Source organism: Candidatus Margulisiibacteriota bacterium (assembly GCA_003242895.1).
GTDB lineage: Bacteria > Margulisbacteria > Riflemargulisbacteria > GWF2-39-127 > GWF2-39-127 > GWF2-39-127.
This window is the reverse complement of sequence record QKMY01000003.1, coordinates 23,639-44,692: the sequence shown is the minus strand read 5'-3', so window position 1 is coordinate 44,692 and position 21,054 is coordinate 23,639. Positions and strand designations below refer to the sequence as shown.

Genomic DNA, 21,054 nt, shown 5'->3' with positions numbered 1-21,054 from the left:
CAGAAGTACATTAATTCTTGTTGAACCGCCGTATACGGAACCGTACGTACGGTGGTGTGAGAGGTCGGTAGGTGAATTAATCACCTACCTCCTACTCGATTATAACTTAAACCTGGATAACTCTTTTCAAATTTTTCATTAAAAAAGTTAGTTTTAAGGCTAGTGATTGGTTTAGAATAAGGGCTTACTAATTGAAAACAATTTCAATATCAATATCAAATAAATCTCCTGCCATCTTAGCAACTAATTTCAGCGTAAAAGAAGGAACTTTTTCAATGCCGGTATAATTTCCTTTTTCAATAGCATTGAGAGCATATACAAGAGATTTATCATATATTGGCATCATTACTATTCATCCCTTCGATTTAATTTTTCTATCTCTTTTCTTGCCATTTCATCTCATTGATTGTATCAGCATGCCCCTTAACCCATATCCAGTTATAGTGTGTTTCTGATTGAGTACATCAAGCTGTTCCAATAGTTCTTTGTTTTACTGCTTCCCTGTACTTTAATATTGCACACCACCCGCCGGAACAAGCGTCATCAGTATATATTTAAACTTTTTTAGATCAGGCATCATGATATTTTCATTAATTATTAATTTAATAATATCATTATTGAGAAAGATAATAAACACAGACAATTCTTTTCAAATTTTCACTGAGAATATTTTTATGACTATTACTACATTTTTTTTTGGACAGAAAGTTTAAGAACTAGCAGGGACAGTTCGCGAACTGCTCCTGCTTATCGCCAAAATAATAACTCATTAAAAAATTCAAAAGAATTTATGAATTAAAATTTGATACTATATCGACAATTCCCAGACCATATTGGGTCATGTCTCCGAAGCCAGTGTAATATCCTAATCGAATAAGGTCTAAATGACCTTCAATCTCGAATGGAGCAAATATGCCTTTTACCTTTCTGGCGAATCCATCACTTTCAACAACACTCAAGAGCTTCATCACTCTTCCATTTCGCTTATTGATGTAGTTATGATCAAATTTAATTTTCAAGTCGGACTTAGGCGGATCTTGAAAAAACACCTTTCGGTATTTATTTTCAAGAGAATTCTTTATGATTGGAGAAACATTTTCATTGTAATCATAGTAAACATAATTTTTTCGGGCATTAATTATTTTCTTAACTATTGAAATAGGAGATAAACAAATAAATTTCATTTTATCTTCAAATACAGGTTCATTAATTTTAAGTATTCCTGTTACATTTAGCTTATTTCCACATATCTCGATTTTCTTGTCCATGAATAAGTTCTTGGCACAACAGTGTACATGCTCAGCGACAGGCGAAGACAAAATCCAATACATCCTCTTCGAAAGCAATTTAATTCTATTATTGTCACCATCTATTATTTTTTCTTTTACGAGAAATGGAGAATAAGAGAATAAGTCCATTAATAGTGTTTTATCATATTTACTGCTGCTGAAATAGGGTTCGGAATATTTCTCAATTATACTATTTAGAATATAAGGATAGTCTATAGGAAAGATATTTTCTTGTTCATTTTCTAATACTAATTTATATCTCACGTATGTTTTCTCCTACATACAAGACCAAGGATATGAAACAACACATTTGATTTTTCTTATTTATCTTATTCTGATTTATTAATTTAACAAATTTTATTATTAATATTTACAATTGTCAATCAAGTTTTTGATTTATTATATATCTTATTCATATTTAGTAAAATATTTAATTACACTTTCAATATTATTATAAATATAGAATGTCTAATTAAACTTATTATTATTCTCTAAAATATACCTATAAGCAGTCAGACTAGCTATACAGCCATGCCCAGCAGCTACAATAATCTGTTTTTCCGGAATATTCGTGACATCGCCAGCAGCAAATACTCCTTCGACATTTGTCTCACAAAGATTATTTATAATTATTTCTTTTTTTTCATTTAGTGCTAACCCAAGTCCTCCAAGAAATGACACGGCAGGAATAGAACCTATTTCTACAAAAATACCGTTTACAGGAAATACTTGTTCATCTTTATTATTAACACTGACCATTATTCCTTCTACAAAATCATGACCAAGAATCATTTTTACTGAAGAATTATTATATACAAAAACCTTATCCGAACTTGTTACCCGTTTGACAAGCAGATCGTCTGCAGTAAACTGCTCCGCAACATTTATAACATAGATTTTCGCTGCAATTGATATTAGCTGATAAACCGCGTCAAGTGCAGCATTGCCTCCTCCGACGACAGCGACGGTTTTCCCTTTAAACAATGGTGCGTCGCATGTTGAACAATACGATATTCCTTTGTTTTTGAAATCTATTTCACCGGGAACTCCCAGCAATCGAGGATTCCTTCCTGAGGTAATAATTATGCATCGGCACTTATAACTCTTTTCATCAGTAAAAACTTCAAAGTAATTATCCTTTTTTTTAACCGACAATACTTCATCGAACTCATCCATCTCTAGATTAAACCGACGAAGATGCTCTTCGAATTTTATAGACAGATCAGCTCCGCTTATTAATTGGTATCCCGGATAATTCTCTATCCCAGCAGCCCAAGCTGCTTGCCCGCCGACATCTCGAGTGATTAGAATGACGTTCATATTTTTCCTGGCTGCATAAATTGCTGCCGTTACTCCTGCTGGTCCCGCGCCGATTATAATAAGATCATGCACTCTTTAACTCCTCATCAATTGTTTCACGGTCAAAACCTACGATCACTTTACCTCCGATATCAATCTGCGGTACTCCAAGTTGCCCCGATTTTTTTACCATCTCGATGAGGGCTTGCTGGTCTTTAGAAACATCGAACTCAGTATAGTCCACCTGCTGCTCGTCTAAATATTTCTTTAACCTTCGGCACCAGGGACAAGTGGGCGTACTATACATTTTTATAATTTTTGACATATATTCACCCTCCCTAACTTGAGGTCTGATAGCTATTAATTAACATATTTCTTACCATTCCCGATATAGTATGTACAGCTATTATATTATCAGCCAGTATCAATATTTAGATATAAGCCAGCACCATTTGATCCAAAAACTAAACACAAAAAGTTTAATTATTAATTAAAAAAGTTTTTAACCAAACCTCTATAAATAATTATTTCGATATTTCCATGACAATATTGACTTTTGAATTTATGTAATCTAATATAAATCTAATTAAATAGCGTTCGGCACGTTGTTGTTCTTGTCAGGAAAAGATTATGAAGGAGAAAAAGAAATGAAGAGCGTAAAAGGAACACAAACAGAAAAAAATCTTCTAGCAGCTTTTGCCGGCGAATCGCAAGCTAGAAACAGGTATACTTATTACGCAAGTATAGCAAAGAAAGAAGGCTATGAGCAGATATCTTCGCTATTTCTTGAAACTGCAGACAATGAAAAAGAACACGCAAAGAGATTCTTCCAGCTTCTTGAGGGAGGTATGGTCGAAATTACGAACACATATCCTGCTGGCATTATTACATCTACTATAGATAACTTAAAAGCGGCTGCGACCGGCGAACACGAAGAATGGACACACCTCTATGTAGCAGCAGCAAAGACAGCCAAAGAAGAAGGGTTCCCGGAAATTGCACTGCAATTCGAGCATATCGCACTAGTAGAGAAAGAACACGAAAAACGTTATCTCAAATTAGTGAATAATATCGAATCAGGTACCATATTCTCAAAAGTTATATCTATCGAGTGGAAATGTCGAAATTGTGGATATCACGCAATAGGAAATTCAGCACCTGTTCTTTGTCCAGGCTGCGCGCATCCACAATCATACTTTGAAGCATTTTCTGAAAACTATTAGTACAAAAAAACAAGAGGAGGACAAAAATTATGGATAAATATGAATGTCTCGTTTGTGGGTATGTATATGATCCGGCAGAAAATGATAACGTTCCTTTCGAATCACTTTCTGATGACTGGGTATGCCCGGTATGTGGAGTTACGAAAGATCAATTTCAAAAACTTTAAAATTAATCATGACCACCTATTTCTGTAAGTTACTTAGTAACTTACAGAAATAGGTAATTTATTATATAAGATATGGTTGCTGCTAATAATGGCGTTATTAGCCAAGCTAACACAATGTTCATAAGCAACGTCCATTTAAGGGTAGCCATTTTTTTTATCATGCCCATTCCGAGCACAGCTCCAATGATGGCTTGAGAAGAAGAAACAGGAACCCCAATAATAGCATAAAAATGCACGGTTAAGGCACAGGTTAAAACTGCTACTAAAGAGGTTATCGAATTCATTTCAACCAAGTTTTTTCCTACGGTTAACATTACCGGCTTTGAAAAAGTAAGGATACCAAGCGCTATACTTATCCCCCCGATAAGTGCCAGGCTATAATCATTCAATTGCGGTATCAAGCCTTTGTATATGCCGACAGCATTTGCCACATTGTTAGCACCTAAGGCATAAGAACCATAACACCCGATAATAATAAATCCAAAACGGATCCAGCCGTCAAGATAAATAAAATTGTAGTTATACTTCTCAACAAAGTATCTAATTATATAATATAAAGCTATCGCTAAAAAAAATGCACCAATCGGAGTACCAATCCACCCCAAAACCACTTTGGTAAGTACCTGGGTATTGAGATCGCCAGTTATTAACGAATGCCCAATAATAGCCCCGACAACAGATTGAGAAGTAGAAATAGGCATTTTAATAATGCTCATTAAGGTCACGGTTATTGCAGCCGAGATACTAACCAGCGCAGCAGTTTTAATTGTCTGGGAGGATAGAGAAGAAAGCGTTTCAATTCCATTATCTCCTCTCAAAACAGCACCAAGGATAACAAAAACAGCCGCTAAGATTGTTGCCCGTCGAAAGGTTAACATCCGTGAAGACACGGCGTTACCAAAAACATTAGCAGCATCGTTTGTACCCATAGCCCACCCTAAAAATAGTGCGCTTATTAACCAATACATTTACATAATCCTCTTAACTGCAGCAATTGACAATCTATTGCCAACATTTTCAGCCTGATCGGAAATATCTGCAATTAGCTCTACAATTCGGGATAATCGTTCTTTGCTGAGATCATCTATATCCATATCGAATATCTTTTTTAATAGATGGTGTTCCAACCTATCGCATTTACTTTCTAAGGTATCAACAGTTCTAACATGTTCAGGAACAACTTTCGGTTTTGTGAACATCTGTTCGGTCCCTTTAATGATCTCTCTCGATGTTGCCAATGCTGTTTCCAGTAACAACAAAATATTCACTTTGATCTCTTGAGGTATTATCAACTTTCTGATTAAAAGGTATTCTATAGTTTTTTCGTAAATTCCAGGAATCCTGTCTAATTCTTCGATTATAACAAAGATATCACTTCTCGAATCTGGAAGAAGCGAATGTTGGTACATATCTTTTTCTATGAGATAGCGAATATCGTCGGCTTTTGATTCGGATTTATGCACTAGTTTTGCTTGATCATGAAATTCATCAGTGAAGCCGTTATCAACATAGGACCCCATTAATGTGGCAAAAAGATCTGTACTATTCAGAACTTCTGCTAAATATTTCAATATATTGTCATGCAAGTTTTTTTGTTTTGTAAAAAAAGGAAACAACTATGAACACCTCTCCTATTTCATATAAAGAGCCGTTCGAGAACTGCCCTACAAATTATAAAAATTAATTCTCGACCAAATCAATAGAATTATCTGGAATTATATCATAAATGACATTGAAAAACCTAACATCACTAGCAACGGCGCGGGTTTAAAAAAAACCCGCGCAACTAAAATTAATTTAAATAATAACGAGAAATGCTAGAGTCCCATCATCTGAGCGAAACACGCAAGAGCAGGATCCAAATCGCTGCCACCTCTAAGAACCTGACCTGTTAACACTTTTCCTAATTGCACGCCTTCCTGGTCAAATGAGTTAACATTCCAAATAAACCCTTGAAACATAACTTTGTTTTCAAAGTGGGCCAAGATAGCTCCAAGAACTTCAGGCGTCAACTTATCAGCAAATAACAAGCTTGAAGGACGATTTCCACTAAATGTTTTATTCGGATCACTGGCTGATTTGCCTTTTGCAAATGCAACGATTTGAGCCACCATATTTGCATTTAGTTTCATTTGGCTGGTAGAGTTGTCGAACTCAAAATCAGCACTGATTTGAGGGTGCTTAAAACCGATAAACTGTAAAGGGATGACATCAGTCCCCTGATGAAGTAATTGATAAAAGGAATGCTGACCATTAGTCCCAGGCTCGCCAAATATTATTGGGCCGGTCTTATAATCTATCGGTTTTGCATTCCTATTTACGGATTTACCATTGCTCTCCATATCGAGTTGCTGAAGATGTGCCGGGAACCTGCTTAAGGCCTGGCTATAAGGAAGGATTGCCGTTGTCTGATAATCAAGAATATTCCGTTCACAAACACCTATTAATGCATCAAGTAGTGAGGCATTCTTAAGGATATCGGGATTAAGGGCATTTTTATCAGAGGCATGAGCTCCCTTTAACAGTCGGCCAAAAATATCCTGGCCGAAGGCTAAGGTCAATATAGCCCCTCCCACGGCACTTGTACTTGAAAACCTTCCCCCGATGAAATCATTGATAAAAAATGACGTCAGAAAATCGGAAGATTTTGCCAGAGGACTTGTCTCACTTGTTATTGCTACAAAATGCTTACGAACATCCATTCCAGGAATGTTTGCTTTTGTAACTTTTTCCCGAACAAGGACTTCATTTGTTAATGTCTCCTGGGTTGTCCCGCTTTTGGAAACAAGAATGAATAAGGTCGTTTCAAAATTAAGTACACGTAATACTTCATTAGCGTCATCCGGATCGACATTGGAAACAAAATAAGATTTCATTGGCTGTTTCCCTTTTGTATCCTCGACGTAATTTTTTAATGCCATGTAAAGGGCTCGAGGTCCAAGATCCGATCCGCCGATTCCAATCTGCACTACCGTGTCAAAAGGTTTTCCAGTCGAGCCTTTGATCTCTCCTGAATGTACCTTGCGAGCAAACTCATAAATCTTATTCTGTTGCTCAACGTAGAAGTCCCTCAAATTTGCAGCACCTTCAAAAACATCGTTACCAAGCTGCCCCCTGGTCAATTGGTGCAATACTTTTCTTTTTTCTCCGGTGTTAATAACTTCACCGTTCAATAATACTTTATACTTGTCGATAACCTGCTGCTCATCCGCTAGCTTCTGCATTGCACTAAGTATCTTAGTATTTACTGCCTTCGCTGCATAATTATACGTCATTAAATCCCCGATATTAACAACACTTTTCGATATCTTTTCTGCAGTCAATTCATCTTTTAATTCAATCCTTGCAGATAACACAACGTCTTTAAGCCTTCCAAAGGATTCTGCCTCATTTAAATTATTATATTTAATGTCTGTCATTAATTGCCTCCTCATTTAATGTTTCAGCTATAATTGCTTCATTATTTATCATGGAATTATACCGTTAAATGTTAATTAAAAAAAGATTAAATTACTTACGGTTCCAGACATTAAAGAAGGATGAAATATTCTTTGAAAATGGAGAGGATATTAATTCCAGCCCAGGAAAAACGGCTGAAGCAACGATCACAGACCTTAAGTTTTTAAAATACAAAGAGTCATAATTCCTGCTTTGTTAGACTTTTCTTTAAATTTTTTATAGAATAAATGTTATGGCAACAGAACTTGATAAAGTAAAAGAGTATTTATACAACGAAAACTCACTTGCTTTCCTTGTTGCCTACATTTCTCTTAACGATAGCGGATATAATGTTCCGATACCTTCGTCTTTAGACCTAAACGGTATTAAGCAGGGCTGGGAACAAATAATATCACAATCTTTTAACCTAGCATGTGATCCTGATTTTCTTGAAGAATTATGCGCAATCTGGTTCGATGCTATCAAGAAACAAGGAGGAAAAGTTACCGAACATTTCTCCTCTGATATGATAAATATTTTAACCAACAAACCTGTACTCACCACACAGGCAAGCATTTCGAGGAATCAACCTCCTCAGCCTAAAAAGCCGATTACACCGATTAATGATGGTGAAGGTCAATATGTGCAGAACCATACGGTAAGCAGTGTCATCAGCGACGACTACCGAACAGTCCAGGCAATATCAAACAGCTCAATAATACCAAAAAATGAACTACTAAAAAAGATAGCCTCAGCACTGAAAAGCCACAATGAATTTGAGTTCCTGCTTTATTATCTAAGCTTCGTTAAACACGGCGGACAACCGGAAATACCATTAGAGCTGAATCATTCATCAATACAATCTAAATGGGAAAGAATCATCCATAGCTTATATAATACCAGTTGTCCTCCCCTTTTCTACCGAAGATTAACTGACTTATGGCTTAATCTTATACACTCTACCGGTCCGATCATCTCTCAAGAAGCACTTTTCAAAATCCTTGAAAAGCTACAAATCCAGGCAACCCAGAAAAGTGGAGCTGTAAAAAATAGTAGTCAAAAAACAAAACCATCGTTCTGGAATAACCTAAAAAAAATCTTCAAATAAAAGATTCGCTAATGATTATCAGGAGGTAGTAACCCTTTATTTGCATTCTTGTAGTCTTTTTGAAATTTAATGTACCTCCGCACCAAGCGTGGTCCAGTATCACTGCATCACGCTGCCAGCTCCCCGGTGAGGGAAGCTGGCATGCCGACACAGCTACAGTAGCAAACTACTAGCTATTTGATACATAAATACCAGGTTTCAGTTCCAAGATTGGGTTGTTTTATAATCCATAATTTGTTATCAAATATAATTGAAAACAGATGTCCCGGTGTATCCCAGTCATGTGAAGCTGAATATAACACCCATGTCTTGCCGTCGGTTGAATAGTACAACTTCTCATCCTGATCAATAATCCATAATTTATTGTTGTAGACTAATAAATCCCCGGCAGGGAATTTTGGAGCTTGATTCCAGTTTATCCCATTCAATGAGAACCAGGCATTCCCAGCACTATCTGTAACCCAAAGCTTGTTGTCAAAGACAACGCAGTTAACCAAATCTGTCCAAGGTGCCGAACTAGTTTCTCTCGTCCAATGTATCCCGTCAGTAGAACTCAAAGCAGCCCCCTTATCAAAAACCCATAATTTATTATTAAATGCAGTAAATTGGGCCTGGGGTGTTACATTAAGTGTTGGAGTAAACGTTTTGCTCCAGTTCAGTCCGTCGCAGGAATATCTAATATGAAAATAGTATTCGGGATCTGTGGGATCATCTGAAAGGGTGCTTCCAATATTTACAAGCCACAACTTGTTATTTAATTCCGCAGTCCGTATTTTTTCCTGATAGTCTCCCCCATTATCTAGCTGAGGTCCTGAATTCCATACCTTGCCATCGTTTGAATATTGAAAGGCAAGGTCAAATCCTTCAATATCGTCAACAAGCCAAACTTTATTCTTGAATACAAACCCAAAACTATGCTCGAAGGTCAAATTCGCGAATGGCCAGGCTTTTTCTGCCTTAGTCCATTTAACAGCGCACTCAGGTTTCTTCTCCTTCACCAGTTTCAATAATATCGTCCCTTTATACTGTTGTTTGAGGGCATGGGTGAAATCGCCTTTGAGCTTGAGAGTGAGCACTTTGTTGATGCCTTGCGTGAACGGAGCATTCCAGTTTTTGAGCTCGGCACAATTAGTGTTCAGGTCTTGATATGGTTTCTCATCCACAACTTTGACTTCCAGTGGAATTATACTCTGAGGTTCTTTCTGTCCGATGAGCCCATTAGCATCAACCATACAAGCTTTGACTTTTATTGATTCGATATCCTTATAGAGCAGATCATTGTAGATAACTTTGAGCTTGATCGAGCCATCGGCTTCTATCTTGCCAAGCTGCGTGACATTAAAATAAATATCGCTGCAGGCCTGGAAGGTTAAGAAGCTTGGTACATCAGCTACAATATTGACGGACTGGGAAGCTATCAGGCACTTGGCGGTTATTGCCTTAGGAGATAGGCAGGCCTTGGGGTCTCCGATAGTCAGGGTGATCTTGTTGGTTGCCAGTACCTCATCATTATCACCGGTATTGGTATTGTTCCCGTTTTGATTCGAAATCTGATCACCGAGTGCTGATACTCGTTCGGTATGTTGGTCCGTTAATTGCCCGCAGCCGATAAGGGTAAGACAGAGTATGCCCAAACTAAACCAGAGTACTTTCTTGTTCATTAACTTCCCTCCCTTATTTATTCTTTCTATACTTAATCCATATTAATAATCTCCTTTCATATCGAAGAACGGTAATGGATAAAAAAGTTATGTAGAAATATTGGTTGTGATATAGTTGAGGCAGGCACCTCTCGCTAAAGAGATGCCTGTTCTCAGATTACACAGTTATTTGCATACTTTTCTCATAGACCAGACATCAGCAAGTGTTGTTGTAGTCCCAAGACCACCAGTGATCCATATTTTATCCATAAATACAGAACCGGCTTGCCCCCATCTAACCTGCCATGGTGCGTTAGCAATTTGATTCCAATTTGCACCATCAGTTGAATACCACACATCATTTTGAGGAATACCCTGTTGATTGACGCCTCCCATTACCCAGATCTTATTATCAAAGGTCACACTAGTAATTGCACTAATACCTTGCCAGGGGGCAGTATCAGTTGCTTTATTCCAAATTATTCCGTTAGTGGAATACCAGGCATCCCGGAAGAAAGTTCCTCCCAGAATCCACATTTTGTTATTAAATATTACACTCTGCGAATAATTCCTTGGTTGCCAATTTGCAGAAGGTGTAGCCTGTGTCCAGTTTCTTCCGTCTAGGGAATGCCATACGTCGTTAACTGTAAGACCTGGCAAATTAACGGTCCCGCCCATTATCCATAATGCGTTGTTAAAAACTGTGGCCGCGTGAAATCCTCGTGCCTGCCAGGGTGCTGAAGCAACCGCCTGTGTCCAATTTTTTCCATCAGAAGAATACCAGACATCATTATCAAATTTAGTTCCGACTTCGAATCCTCCGAGCAACCATATTTTGTTATCAAAGACGACGCATTTATGACCTCTTCTTGGTGACCAGTTTGCGGAAGGAGTTGCTTGAATCCAGTTCTTTCCGTCCGAAGAATACCAGACATCATTCAATAACGGACCTCCAATCTTCGACTCACCTCCGATAATCCATAATTTATTATCGAATACCACCGAAGCATGATCTCGTCTCGTCGAGAAGGCTGCATTTTCTGTCTCTTCATTCCATATATATTCGCAAGTTACAGGTTTTTTTTGAGCTATGAGTTTTAGTATAATAGCCCCCTTATAGCACTGTTTCAGTGCGTAGGAAAAATCTCCTGCCAACTTGAGCGTTACAGATTCTGTCGTCGGGTTGCTGAAGGGGCCTGGCCATTCCTTGAGTGTAATTGGCTGCTGATCCAGTCGCTTAAATTGAGTCCCGTTGGTCACTGATACTTCCAGCGGAATGATACTTTGGGATTCTTTCTGTCCGATGAGTCCGCTGCCTTCCGCCAGATAAGCCTCTACACTGAGATTGGAGATCGACGAGTCATTGAACACGCTTTTAGCCACCGTCAGCTTAATTGTCCCATTAGCTACTATACTTTCCGGGGACTGAATATCAAAGGATATTGTACTATAGGCATCGAATAATCCATTCGAACTGCCTGTGCAATTGGTACGTAACTTGTTTCCTGTGGATTTATCAACAGAAATACTGACAGTACTGAGAGCCAATACCGAACGGGCCTCGCTGGCATCATCAGTTTTGTTGTTAATCAAAGCATTGTGGTCGAGGACCTGATCGGTTAACTTACTGCATCCGGCAAACATAAATCCTATGATGCATATACTTATTAGCAGCAATAGTCTGATTTTCATTAGATACAACCTCCTATTTATTTATTTATTTATTTATTTATTTATCCAGGGGATTTTTTAACAGGACAGGTGTCTTCTGGATTAAAGCAAACCTGTCCTGATGGACTATTATTTGTTATTGAAATACCACAAGTTGCCATTTCCAAATCCCCACAATAAATTGTTATAAGAAAGAAGTGTATCGATAAAAACAGGATTGCTAGCCTCTCGATTCCACCTCAAACCGTTTTCGGAAGAATACAAAACATTACTGATAGTCGCCCAGAGTTTGTTGTTTGAAACTGAATAATCCTCTGTGGTTCGTGGTTCAGGCAATCCGGTGAACGTGGTCCTGGACCAGTTTATCCCGTCTTCGGACGTCCAGGCATAATTAGCATCTCCCAGCACCCATAATTTATCTTTAAAAACCAGAGCTTTTCTGGGATAGAAATCACCCCAGTCAGGCCGGGATATCGGTGTCCAATTAACACCATCGCCGGAAGATTGAATGTATGGACCAAAATCACTATCGGATATAGCGAACTCTATAACCCATAGTTTGTTTCTGAAAACTGCTAAACCCTGTATATCAATATAACTTGGGAGGAAAAAAGAATTGATCAGTTGCCAACTGCTTCCATCTGAAGTATTCCATAGATTGGTGTTTCCTTGATACCCAAAAACCCATAGTTTATCTTTGAAGGCAATTGCATTTGGTTTCTCTGTCCAGGGGGTATTAGCGGAAGTCTCGGTCCACTCTTTGCCGTTAATGGACTTCAATACTTTATTAAAGTCGAATCCCCCGACAACCCACATATAACCGTTGTATGTTGTGGCACTATTATCGAAAAAGAAATTCCACGGCAATGTACTAGTGACATGTTTCCATGTATTATCTGCTGTTGATTTTTCCTTGACCAACTTGAGCAATATCGTCCCTTTATACTGTTGCTTGAGTGCATTGGTAAAATCGCCTTTGAGCTTGAGCGTGAGTACCTTATTGATCCCTTGAGTGAACGGAGCTTTCCAGTTCTTGAGCTCGGCACAATTAGTATTCAGGTCTTGATATGGTTTCTCATCAACGACTTTAACTTCCAGTGGAATGATGCTCTGGGGTTCTTTCTGACCGATCAACCCATTAGCATCGAGCATACAGGCTTTGACCTTGATTGATTCGATGTCCTTACTGAGCAGATCATTATAGATAATTTTGAGCTTGATCGAGCCATCAGCTTCTATCTTCGAGAGCTGAGTAACATTGAAGAAAATATCGCTGCATGCCTGGAAGGTTAAGAAACCCGGGACATCAGCTACAATATTGACTGATTGAGAGGCTATCAGGCATTTGGCGGTTATCGCTTGTGGAGATAAACTGGCTTTTGGGTCCCCGATAGTCAGGGTGATCTTGTTAGTAGCAAGTACCTCATCATTATCACCGGTATTGGTATTGTTCCCGTTTTGATTCAAAATCTGATCACCGAGTGCTGATACTCGTTCGGTATGTTGGTCCGTTAATTGCCCGCAGCCGATAAGGGTAAGACAGAGTATGCCCAAACTAAACCAGAGTACTTTCTTGTTCATTAACTTCCCTCCCTTTTTGTTCTTCCCCGATACTTAATGCTTGGTTAATCAATCTCCTTTCGTAACAAAACAACGCATATCAGCGTATTAATTTCACCCAAATCCGGCTGAAGTTATTTCTTATACAGATCATAACTTACCCAGCCTCAGATTAGTTGCAGGCATATATAGCACTAATTACAGAGGAAATATATACATAAAAATTCAATATTATAATATATAAAACAATGGAAAAAAAAAGGATTTTGCAGGTATTTTGAAAACGATCAGGAATAAATAGATAATTATTCAATTGATAACGTACATGTTGTATTTCTTGTTTGAAAACTAGAAAGTTTTGCAGACTGATGAAGCTGCTAATTTTGATTGCACAAATATACCCGTTTATCTGTTAACTCATATGTGATATTACTACCGGCATGAAATATATATTATTTTTAATAACTATGTTTATTCTGCTGTTCCTCAATCCTGTGCTATTTTTGTTAGCGATTACGGGCTTAGCAGCCGGGATGATAATTGTTTTTTTCTTTCGAGCTTTTCCTTTTGTTCCAACAGCTTTGATCATGGCACTAATAGGAGTTGTTCTTTTGTCTCTATACTTTCAGTTGAACAGTCCTAAGAGCTTGAGGCAATACGATTTAGAGCCGCTTGAATATCGAGAAGTCCCTTATAAATGTCACATAAAGTATAAGGATAATGCCTTTTATATCATTGATGAGTTCAGGGTAAATTCGGAAGAAAAGAAAATCGTCAATAAACTTACCCGCAATAGCAAATGGAATATAGCAGGCTTAATTGGACAAAAAATTATAGTACAGCAGCATCGCATAATCCCAGTTAGGCTAGCATTATACTCTTCAAGTAGAATTATTGCGGTCCAAGTGCCTTCAATGAAAATTGGTAAGATTAACTATATACCGGATATCAATTCCTCGGCGATGATAAATGTCCCAAAAAAAATGGTGGTAAAGACATTCCCTCCATATTTGAAAAAAACAGACAATCTTGCAGGAAACAGCGAAATATTGATAATGAGCATCAAAGAATTACCTGAAGGAGAAAATACCATCAGGCTAAAAGTAGTAGGTAATTTATATAGAAATGACCTCGGTAATCTAATTGTCCAATTTAGTTTTTGGACCCCGTTCAGGTGGTTGGTTTTTACTATGTTCTTCATCTTATCTGAACAAATAAAAAAAGACGTTCTCACTCCAATTGCAGATAAACTGCTACAGATAATTAAACTGAAGTCGGTATAAAAGGAAACCTTATTAGATATCACATTTTTTTAATAATGATATCCAGGTGCTTAAAGAAATTGACGGAATCAAAAAAGCTGCATTTGATTGTGCGTTACCCGATCATGTCTGGTGATTGAGTCGGGGCAGAACATTGAGAATTCGCAGACCTTGCAGTAGGCCTTTGGACTCTTCGAAAATTTGTTCTGGTAAATATTACTGGCTGTCGACAGGATTTCCCGTTTTACAGCATCTAGTTCATTATCAGAGTAGTTCAAGTCGATTTCTTTGCTGCTGCGAAGGAAGTATAAACTAGTTTTTATAATTTTTTCTGGCGCGTAAAGTTCTTGTAAAGCGATTTTATAGATTGCCAGTTGTTTGCGGAATTTATCCTTTTCAATTCTTACATTAGTTTTGTAATCGATTATTTGAATATGGTCGTCGAGGGTATCGATCCGATCTATCTTGCCTTTGAGCATGACATCGAACTCTTTGTTTGCAAACCAGATTGTAAACGGTTTTTCTTCTTCCATTGTATTTCTGGCGGCAAGGGGAGATCGCAAGTAGTTGTCGAGTATTTCTTTGCCTTTTAAGATTAAGCTGTCGGGCTTCTTTTTGTGTAAAATGGCTTTTTTTAACTTATCTGCAAGAAATATTTCATCAACATGGAGGTCCTTGCGTTTACGATAATGGTAGAGCTGAATAAGCTTATGAAGAATATCTCCCAGGTACATAGCATCAAGCCCCAGTTCATCACCCTGGAAATGCATCGAGTAATTGTCGAACTCATCAAACACCGGGATCTTATCAATATAGCGGTATTTGTATTTCAACGGACAGGTATCGTAAATTGAAATTTGGGAAAATGAGAGTGACAGCAATTTCTTTTGACCAGCAGTAGCTGTAATTAGTTTTTGGTGTTGAAGGTAGTTCCTGATAATATCTTCATTAAGCGATTGAAGGTTCAAATCCTGGTTTGTATATAATGACAGAGGTTCTTCCATAAGCTGATCTATCATAATGTTCTTAAGCCCGGTTTCTTTTAACTCTGCTACTTCATCATAGAAGCTTTTCCCCCGTCCGCCTTCTGATGAAGTCAGGTAAAGTCCTCGTTTTGCTCTGGTAATTGCGACATAAAGTACTCTCTTTTCTTCGTTCAGCCGTTTCAGAGATTCGTCATCTTTCACCATTTCAGAAAACTTGACGTTCTTTCTCTCTTTTTCTTCTGTATTGAGAGCGTTTTTTACAATAACGCCGTAATCCCGGGAAAAAGAGTAAGGATGAGAACTCGCAGTGATCGGGAAGCTCTGAGGACGGACATTACATACGAAAACTATTGGGAATTCGAGACCTTTAGATTGGTGAACGCTCATAATCCTGATCATGCTCGATTGAGACACTATGGAAATATTCTGATCACTTTTTTTAATGATTTCGATGTATTCGAGAAACTCATCGATGGTCGAAGAAATATTTTTCGAAAAGTAGTCGTTCATAACACTGAGAAACTCGTTAATAGCGTTTATTTCATCGATTTTGTTAAATACAGCCAGCTTTCTCACATAATGAGATTGTTCGAGCAGCCAGATGAATACATGGAGTAAGGAATAGCGCTTCATTCTTTCTCCTGCTTCAGTAAGTATTGCCATAAAATTCTGTAATATTTTAATTTCTTCGATTCCTAGCAGACCGAATTTCCCTTGTTTAATAATCTCGGCGATCGGCAGTTTCTCTTGCTTCCCTTCTTGGATGAGCTGGCTTAGATCATAATCCGTGAAGTGGTAAAGAGGACTGGCTAAAACCCTTATCCACGAGAACTCATTATACGGGTTATTGATAAGCCGAATAAAAGCCGTGATATCCTTAATAATGTTCTGTTCAAAAAATCCAGAAGAACCCATGATCACACAAGGTATTCCGAGTTCTTTAATTTTATCGGAATAAAGATGGGCACTGTTAACGCTACGCATAAGGATGACAATATCCCCTGGGTTGCTACCTTCAGTCAGAAGCTGGTTGATCTTACGGGCAATATATAACGCTTCAGCTTCCCGATTCGTTCCTTTAAAAAGATGGACGATAGTATTCTCGTTGCTGTTTGATGCCTGGATCAACTTTTTTTCATCCGGCATGTCTTCTTTCAATATAGTGTAAGCCAGGTCTAAAATAGGTGCAGTTGATCTGTAATTAAGCACAAGATTGATCTCTTCTCCAGGAAAAATCGTTACATTTCCCGGTCGCGCTTCCCGCCACTCGTAGATTGACTGCTTGATGTCCCCGACAATAGTCACATTCTCGAACCCTGGTCGGGAGAGCAGCTTAATCAACTCATATTGAGCGTTATTCGTATCCTGGAATTCGTCGATTAGTAAATATGCGAATTTATTTGCTATATCAGGTTTTCTTTTGAGAAGTTCAAATGTATAGTAAATCAGATCGCCAAAGTCGATTTTGTTCTTTTCTCTGAGCTTTTCTTCATAGCGCTGATAGATCACATAGATCATTTCCATGACGGTTCTCTCATCAGCAAAATCCTGGTTAACGTATTCGATTAGCCGGCTATATTTTTTTCTGGTACTTGCATGGACTTCTTTGCTATTGGCTTTTTCGTAGAGGTCATTGGCTAGCAACCCCTTGTTATTTTCCAGCATTTTCAGACTGTATTTTTTATAATTCTCGGGAGACAACAGGCAGTCTTTTATCTTATTGATTACATTAATCATGTTGTCCACAAATAAACCGAAATTTTTGATAGGCATTGCGGTAAAGAGGTCCCGGAATTCTTCGGGAACAGGAAGTTTCAGATCAAGGAATTCTTTGCAAATATCCCTCATTAGGACAATCTGATCAGGTTCACTGATAATTTCGGCACTCGGATCAATCGGCACAATAAAGGGATTTTCTTCTAGTAACCGGCGGCAGAAAGAATGGAAATTAGAAATATAGCTTAATGCCATATCGCTTTTATTCCTGATGATTTTCTTATTGAGCAGCTCGTTGATAATTCGTGTTTTCATCTCGTCAGCAGCTTTAACCGTGAAAGTTAAGCAGACTATGTCCTGCGGCTTATACCGAAGCTGCTCGACCAGGTGAAGAAACCGGTTGGTCAGCACGAAGGTTTTCCCAGTCCCCGCTCCCGCGAGGATCTTGAGCGGTTTTGTGTCAGGATAAGTTATGGCTTGCAGTTGTTGTTCGTTTGTATTCATTATAATTGGCTTTCCCGGCATATTTCGGAGTAGTCGCATTGCTGGCAGGTTCGTTGGGTGTCGGGCTTCGAAGGAAAAGCACCCGCCTTTATTCGATCAATGGTCGTCGTCAAATTAACGATTATCTCATTTATTTCATCTTCACTTATGACAGCAGTGTTCTTCTCTTCCGTGCCTGAGAATAATATCTTCATCCGTTTGAATTGCTCGTTACTGTCAGTCTGGTTGAGATAATAGTATTCTATTGATTCAGGTTGAAGCTTGAGTGCGTTACAGCTTGCCAGATAATAGAGCGGCATCTGGAAATCTTGAGGAATATAATCAATGTCCTTATCAATATTGATGTATTTCAATTTTTCACTTCGCGCTGTGAAGGCTGCATTAGCTCCCGAAGTTTTGTAATCGACAATATGGTACCGCCCGTCCCTGTCTTTGTCCACTCTGTCGATTACACCATAAAGGCCTATACCGTTGAGGGAGAACGCTACTTTTTTTTCCAGGAAATATGCGGTCCGGCCTTCCATGATAGTTCGAGTTTGGGCCACGTAGCGAACACATATCGTAACAAACATTTTATAATAATACGAGGCAATAATTTCTGTACTGAATAAAGCCCTCGCTCCTTTTTTGGAGCGTTTTAATTTTACATTTTCCGGTAAGTCGCGAGCTTGTTCGTAGCCAAGCCAGACACGATCTAACAATCGGGCAAGTATAGCCTGCATTGTCGAATGTTCAATGCCGTGAAGAGAAGGAAATATTCTATGAAAAACCTGGAGAACTCGATGAACTTCCGTGCCAATATGCAATCGTTCCTTCCCAAGTGTCTCAAGCCCAAGTACCTTGGAATAATAGAACTTTTTGGGACAGCTAAGAAACGTTTTTATAGCTGACGCTGAGTACTTTCTTTTATCGCTAAAAGGAATATTGAGTTCTTCTTTTTTCTGAGAGAAAATAGCTGTGTCGATATAAATGCCGTTCATCACCAGGAATTGTTTTAGTTCTGCCGAGACCGATGAATAATTCTTAAGGAGTGTTATCTCAACCTCTGAGCTATTGAGAAAGGTTGTAATTCGGGAGCCGTCGTAAGTATGCATATTATCAGGATGAATGACATCTGACAGGTAGGAAGACGCATGCTGTTCTTTATTATCAACGGTTGCCGGATAGGAAATGAATACCCGGCTTTTTGCCCTTGTGAGAGAAATATAAAGCAGCCTTTTTTCCTGTTCAAGTATTTCTTCAAGAGTTACTATCGGCGAGATATAGAACGGTTGATGAAGTTCGTCATGCAGGTTCTGTGATAAGGCTAATAGGTTACCGTCGATAATAGTTATCCTGCTATTAACTTTGGGGAACTCTTCCTCAGTAAAATGGACCAGGAAGACAGAGTCAAACTCTTCACCTTTAAGCTGGTGCATAGAGAGTATTTTTACTCCGACGTCGTAATCTGCTGTGTTTTTCAATTCCATTTCATCACAGTATTGCAGTGTGACTGCTTCTATGGTTCGTAAAAATTCGTACATGTCGATTTTCCTGTCAAAGTTCGTTGTTATGGTTTCATACTCTTTGACCATTGAAAAAAGTGAGGTGAGCGAATCCAATCCTTCAAGATTACCGCTACGATATATGAATCCCAGAACATACTCGCGGTACAGTTTATAGATACATTCCGTAATGCTTGTACAGGAACCAATCCACCTTTTAGTTTTGTTGAGTGCACTGTAGAATTCTCGCAACTCGATTGCAATTGCCAGTTCCTCCGGCGACAATTGCCCCTTTGTTTTAGTATCGGATTTAATGCAGATTTCTGTTAGCAACTCCCCGTTAACCTTTTGCTCCAGGGAAAAGAGTTTTGTCATCGGGATATCATTGCTATGAAGCGGGATGATCTGCTTGAATCGAGTGTTGCTCTCGTCAGTCAAAAAAGCGATGAGAGCGAAAAGTAATACAACCGGCTTCTGGTTGTAGAAATCAATATCAGTCCCGAAAATACAAGGGATACCGGCAAGACGTGATTGTTCGCGAATACGGTATGCATGTCGTTTGAGGTTACGAGTCACGATGGCAAAATCATTATAGGTAAGATGCTTGTTAGTAATAATCGATTCTTTTATTGAACGGAATACGAATTCGAATTCATTGTTTTCATCACAGCACTTATAAAGCTCAATCTCCGGTCTAGGCTCAGGGAAAAGAAGTTTTTTCGATACAATACTTTCAGCAACAGTAGTGAGAGACGAATTCCGATGTATCGACGAAAGAACAATTTCCTCCGGTTTGAAATGCCTTTTTATATGATCTAATAACGTCCCGGTATAGTTCTCTTCTGCCAGCGTTTGATGGATATCATAAAAAAAGTTAGCGGTCGTGGCTTGCGGAGCACATATTTCTTTTAATAGCCGTAATTGAAGATAATTCATATCTTCCGTATGATCGACCATAATTAACTTGAATTGATCTTGGATTTTTTGCTTAACACCCGGGTTTGTTGTTACGATTGAGTAGGCATTATTGACAATATCCAAGTGATCGCAAAGCAGATAGTCACCAAGAAACTCCTGATACTTACGATAAATGAAAAGTATAGAGGCAAGGTAGTTGTTCTGTGGGAAATGGGTATTCACGATTCCGGCTAGCTGATCGATGGTTATCAGATTCGTTTTGAACCATTGGATGGTATCCAGAACTTTTTTCAGAAAGCTTTTTTTGCCAAGATACCAGGTGAATTCTTCGGATAAACGGCATTGATTGTCCTGAATCAAGTGCTCGATGATGAGCAATGATTTGTACCGATTAACATCTTCATAGTCATATTCCGCACCACCCTCAAATGCATAATCACGAAGGATTCTGGCAGGAAAAGAATAAAAGGTATTAATCCATGTCTCATCAAAACTTCGAGCCAGCTTCTTTATAATACTTGTCTTAATGAATTCCGCATTCTTTGAGTTGTTTGTGAGTACAAGGATATTCGAAGCCTGTAGCCGGCTATTGGTAACAAGGTATACATACTTGTCGATGATAAAAGAAGTTTTCCCGGTGCCTGACAAGCCCTGAACGAGGATCGTTGTCTTGCTATCCGCTATTATTTCTCTGTTGGTATTAGTTATTGCCGTATCCATATTAATCAATTATATGGGACAAATAAGAGAAATGGAAAGGTCAAAAAATACGTTTTTATTTTTTGTCGA

At 38.4% G+C, this 21,054-nt stretch carries 15 protein-coding genes; 4 read left to right on the top strand and 11 right to left on the bottom strand.

What is annotated here, in order from left to right; translation table 11 throughout:
* Positions 1-788: 788 nt before the first annotated feature.
* From cas6 to DKM50_00270, 3 genes are all read right to left on the bottom strand, one after another.
* Positions 789-1,553, bottom strand: a complete 765-nt coding sequence (cas6, locus tag DKM50_00280) for a CRISPR-associated endoribonuclease Cas6 (protein ID PZM84971.1) — start codon at positions 1,551-1,553, stop codon at positions 789-791.
* Positions 1,554-1,757: 204 nt separating this feature from the next.
* Positions 1,758-2,681 (bottom strand): thioredoxin-disulfide reductase, encoded by a 924-nt coding sequence (locus DKM50_00275; protein PZM84970.1) that lies wholly within the window; start codon positions 2,679-2,681, stop codon positions 1,758-1,760.
* Positions 2,674-2,913, bottom strand: coding sequence for an NrdH-redoxin (locus DKM50_00270; GenBank protein PZM84969.1), 240 nt, complete (start codon positions 2,911-2,913; stop codon positions 2,674-2,676). Before DKM50_00270 ends, DKM50_00275 begins: the two co-directional genes overlap by 8 nt.
* A 322-nt stretch (positions 2,914-3,235) precedes the next feature.
* Between DKM50_00270 and DKM50_00265 the strand changes: the two genes are divergently transcribed.
* Entirely contained in the window at positions 3,236-3,811 is a 576-nt protein-coding gene (locus DKM50_00265; protein PZM84968.1) for a rubrerythrin family protein, read from the top strand.
* A 29-nt stretch (positions 3,812-3,840) separates the two neighbouring features.
* The gene (locus tag DKM50_00260; GenBank protein ID PZM84967.1) at positions 3,841-3,978 is read left to right on the top strand and encodes a rubredoxin; all 138 of its coding nucleotides are present in this window, start codon (positions 3,841-3,843) and stop codon (positions 3,976-3,978) included.
* Positions 3,979-4,019: 41 nt separating this feature from the next.
* Here the strand turns inward: DKM50_00260 and DKM50_00255 are convergent, their stop codons facing one another.
* The 3 genes from DKM50_00255 to DKM50_00245 form a co-directional block, all read right to left on the bottom strand.
* Positions 4,020-4,946: an inorganic phosphate transporter gene (locus DKM50_00255; GenBank protein ID PZM84966.1), complete on the bottom strand. Its 927-nt coding sequence runs from the start codon at positions 4,944-4,946 to the stop codon at positions 4,020-4,022.
* Positions 4,947-5,594, bottom strand: a complete 648-nt coding sequence (locus DKM50_00250; GenBank protein ID PZM84965.1) for a hypothetical protein — start codon at positions 5,592-5,594, stop codon at positions 4,947-4,949.
* Positions 5,595-5,795: 201 nt separating this feature from the next.
* Positions 5,796-7,397 (bottom strand): glucose-6-phosphate isomerase, encoded by a 1,602-nt coding sequence (locus DKM50_00245; GenBank protein ID PZM84964.1) that lies wholly within the window; start codon positions 7,395-7,397, stop codon positions 5,796-5,798.
* A gap of 272 nt (positions 7,398-7,669) precedes the next feature.
* Between DKM50_00245 and DKM50_00240 the strand changes: the two genes are divergently transcribed.
* Entirely contained in the window at positions 7,670-8,524 is an 855-nt protein-coding gene (locus DKM50_00240) for a hypothetical protein (protein ID PZM84963.1), read from the top strand.
* A 173-nt stretch (positions 8,525-8,697) separates the two neighbouring features.
* Here DKM50_00240 and DKM50_00235 read toward each other — a convergent pair whose 3' ends face one another.
* The 3 genes from DKM50_00235 to DKM50_00225 form a co-directional block, all read right to left on the bottom strand.
* Positions 8,698-10,185: a hypothetical protein gene (locus tag DKM50_00235; GenBank protein PZM84962.1), complete on the bottom strand. Its 1,488-nt coding sequence runs from the start codon at positions 10,183-10,185 to the stop codon at positions 8,698-8,700.
* Positions 10,186-10,350: 165 nt separating this feature from the next.
* Entirely contained in the window at positions 10,351-11,856 is a 1,506-nt protein-coding gene (locus DKM50_00230; protein ID PZM84961.1) for a hypothetical protein, read from the bottom strand.
* Between the two features lie 108 nt (positions 11,857-11,964).
* The gene (locus tag DKM50_00225) at positions 11,965-13,416 is read right to left on the bottom strand and encodes a hypothetical protein (GenBank protein PZM84960.1); all 1,452 of its coding nucleotides are present in this window, start codon (positions 13,414-13,416) and stop codon (positions 11,965-11,967) included.
* Positions 13,417-14,006: 590 nt separating this feature from the next.
* On the opposite strand from DKM50_00225, the gene DKM50_00220 reads away from it, so the two are divergent.
* A complete protein-coding gene (locus DKM50_00220; GenBank protein PZM84959.1) occupies positions 14,007-14,678 on the top strand; it encodes a hypothetical protein in 672 nt (223 codons plus the stop codon).
* Positions 14,679-14,746: 68 nt separating this feature from the next.
* Here the strand turns inward: DKM50_00220 and DKM50_00215 are convergent, their stop codons facing one another.
* Together DKM50_00215 and DKM50_00210 are read right to left on the bottom strand one after the other, a co-directional pair.
* The gene (locus DKM50_00215) at positions 14,747-17,902 is read right to left on the bottom strand and encodes a hypothetical protein (protein PZM84958.1); all 3,156 of its coding nucleotides are present in this window, start codon (positions 17,900-17,902) and stop codon (positions 14,747-14,749) included.
* Positions 17,863-20,985, bottom strand: a complete 3,123-nt coding sequence (locus DKM50_00210) for a hypothetical protein (GenBank protein ID PZM84957.1) — start codon at positions 20,983-20,985, stop codon at positions 17,863-17,865. The genes DKM50_00215 and DKM50_00210 overlap by 40 nt, the downstream gene beginning before the upstream one ends.
* Between the last annotated feature and the right edge of the window lie 69 nt (positions 20,986-21,054).

Coding starts and splice junctions, on each gene's coding strand:
- DKM50_00270 (PZM84969.1), bottom strand. CDS start 2,913: ATGTCAAAAATTATAAAAATGTATAGTACGCCCACTTGTCCCTGGTGC.
- DKM50_00265 (PZM84968.1), top strand. CDS start 3,236: ATGAAGAGCGTAAAAGGAACACAAACAGAAAAAAATCTTCTAGCAGCT.
- DKM50_00260 (PZM84967.1), top strand. CDS start 3,841: ATGGATAAATATGAATGTCTCGTTTGTGGGTATGTATATGATCCGGCA.
- DKM50_00255 (PZM84966.1), bottom strand. CDS start 4,946: ATGTATTGGTTAATAAGCGCACTATTTTTAGGGTGGGCTATGGGTACA.
- DKM50_00245 (PZM84964.1), bottom strand. CDS start 7,397: ATGACAGACATTAAATATAATAATTTAAATGAGGCAGAATCCTTTGGA.
- DKM50_00240 (PZM84963.1), top strand. CDS start 7,670: ATGGCAACAGAACTTGATAAAGTAAAAGAGTATTTATACAACGAAAAC.
- DKM50_00235 (PZM84962.1), bottom strand. CDS start 10,185: ATGAACAAGAAAGTACTCTGGTTTAGTTTGGGCATACTCTGTCTTACC.
- DKM50_00230 (PZM84961.1), bottom strand. CDS start 11,856: ATGAAAATCAGACTATTGCTGCTAATAAGTATATGCATCATAGGATTT.
- DKM50_00225 (PZM84960.1), bottom strand. CDS start 13,416: ATGAACAAGAAAGTACTCTGGTTTAGTTTGGGCATACTCTGTCTTACC.
- DKM50_00215 (PZM84958.1), bottom strand. CDS start 17,902: ATGCGACTACTCCGAAATATGCCGGGAAAGCCAATTATAATGAATACA.
- DKM50_00210 (PZM84957.1), bottom strand. CDS start 20,985: ATGGATACGGCAATAACTAATACCAACAGAGAAATAATAGCGGATAGC.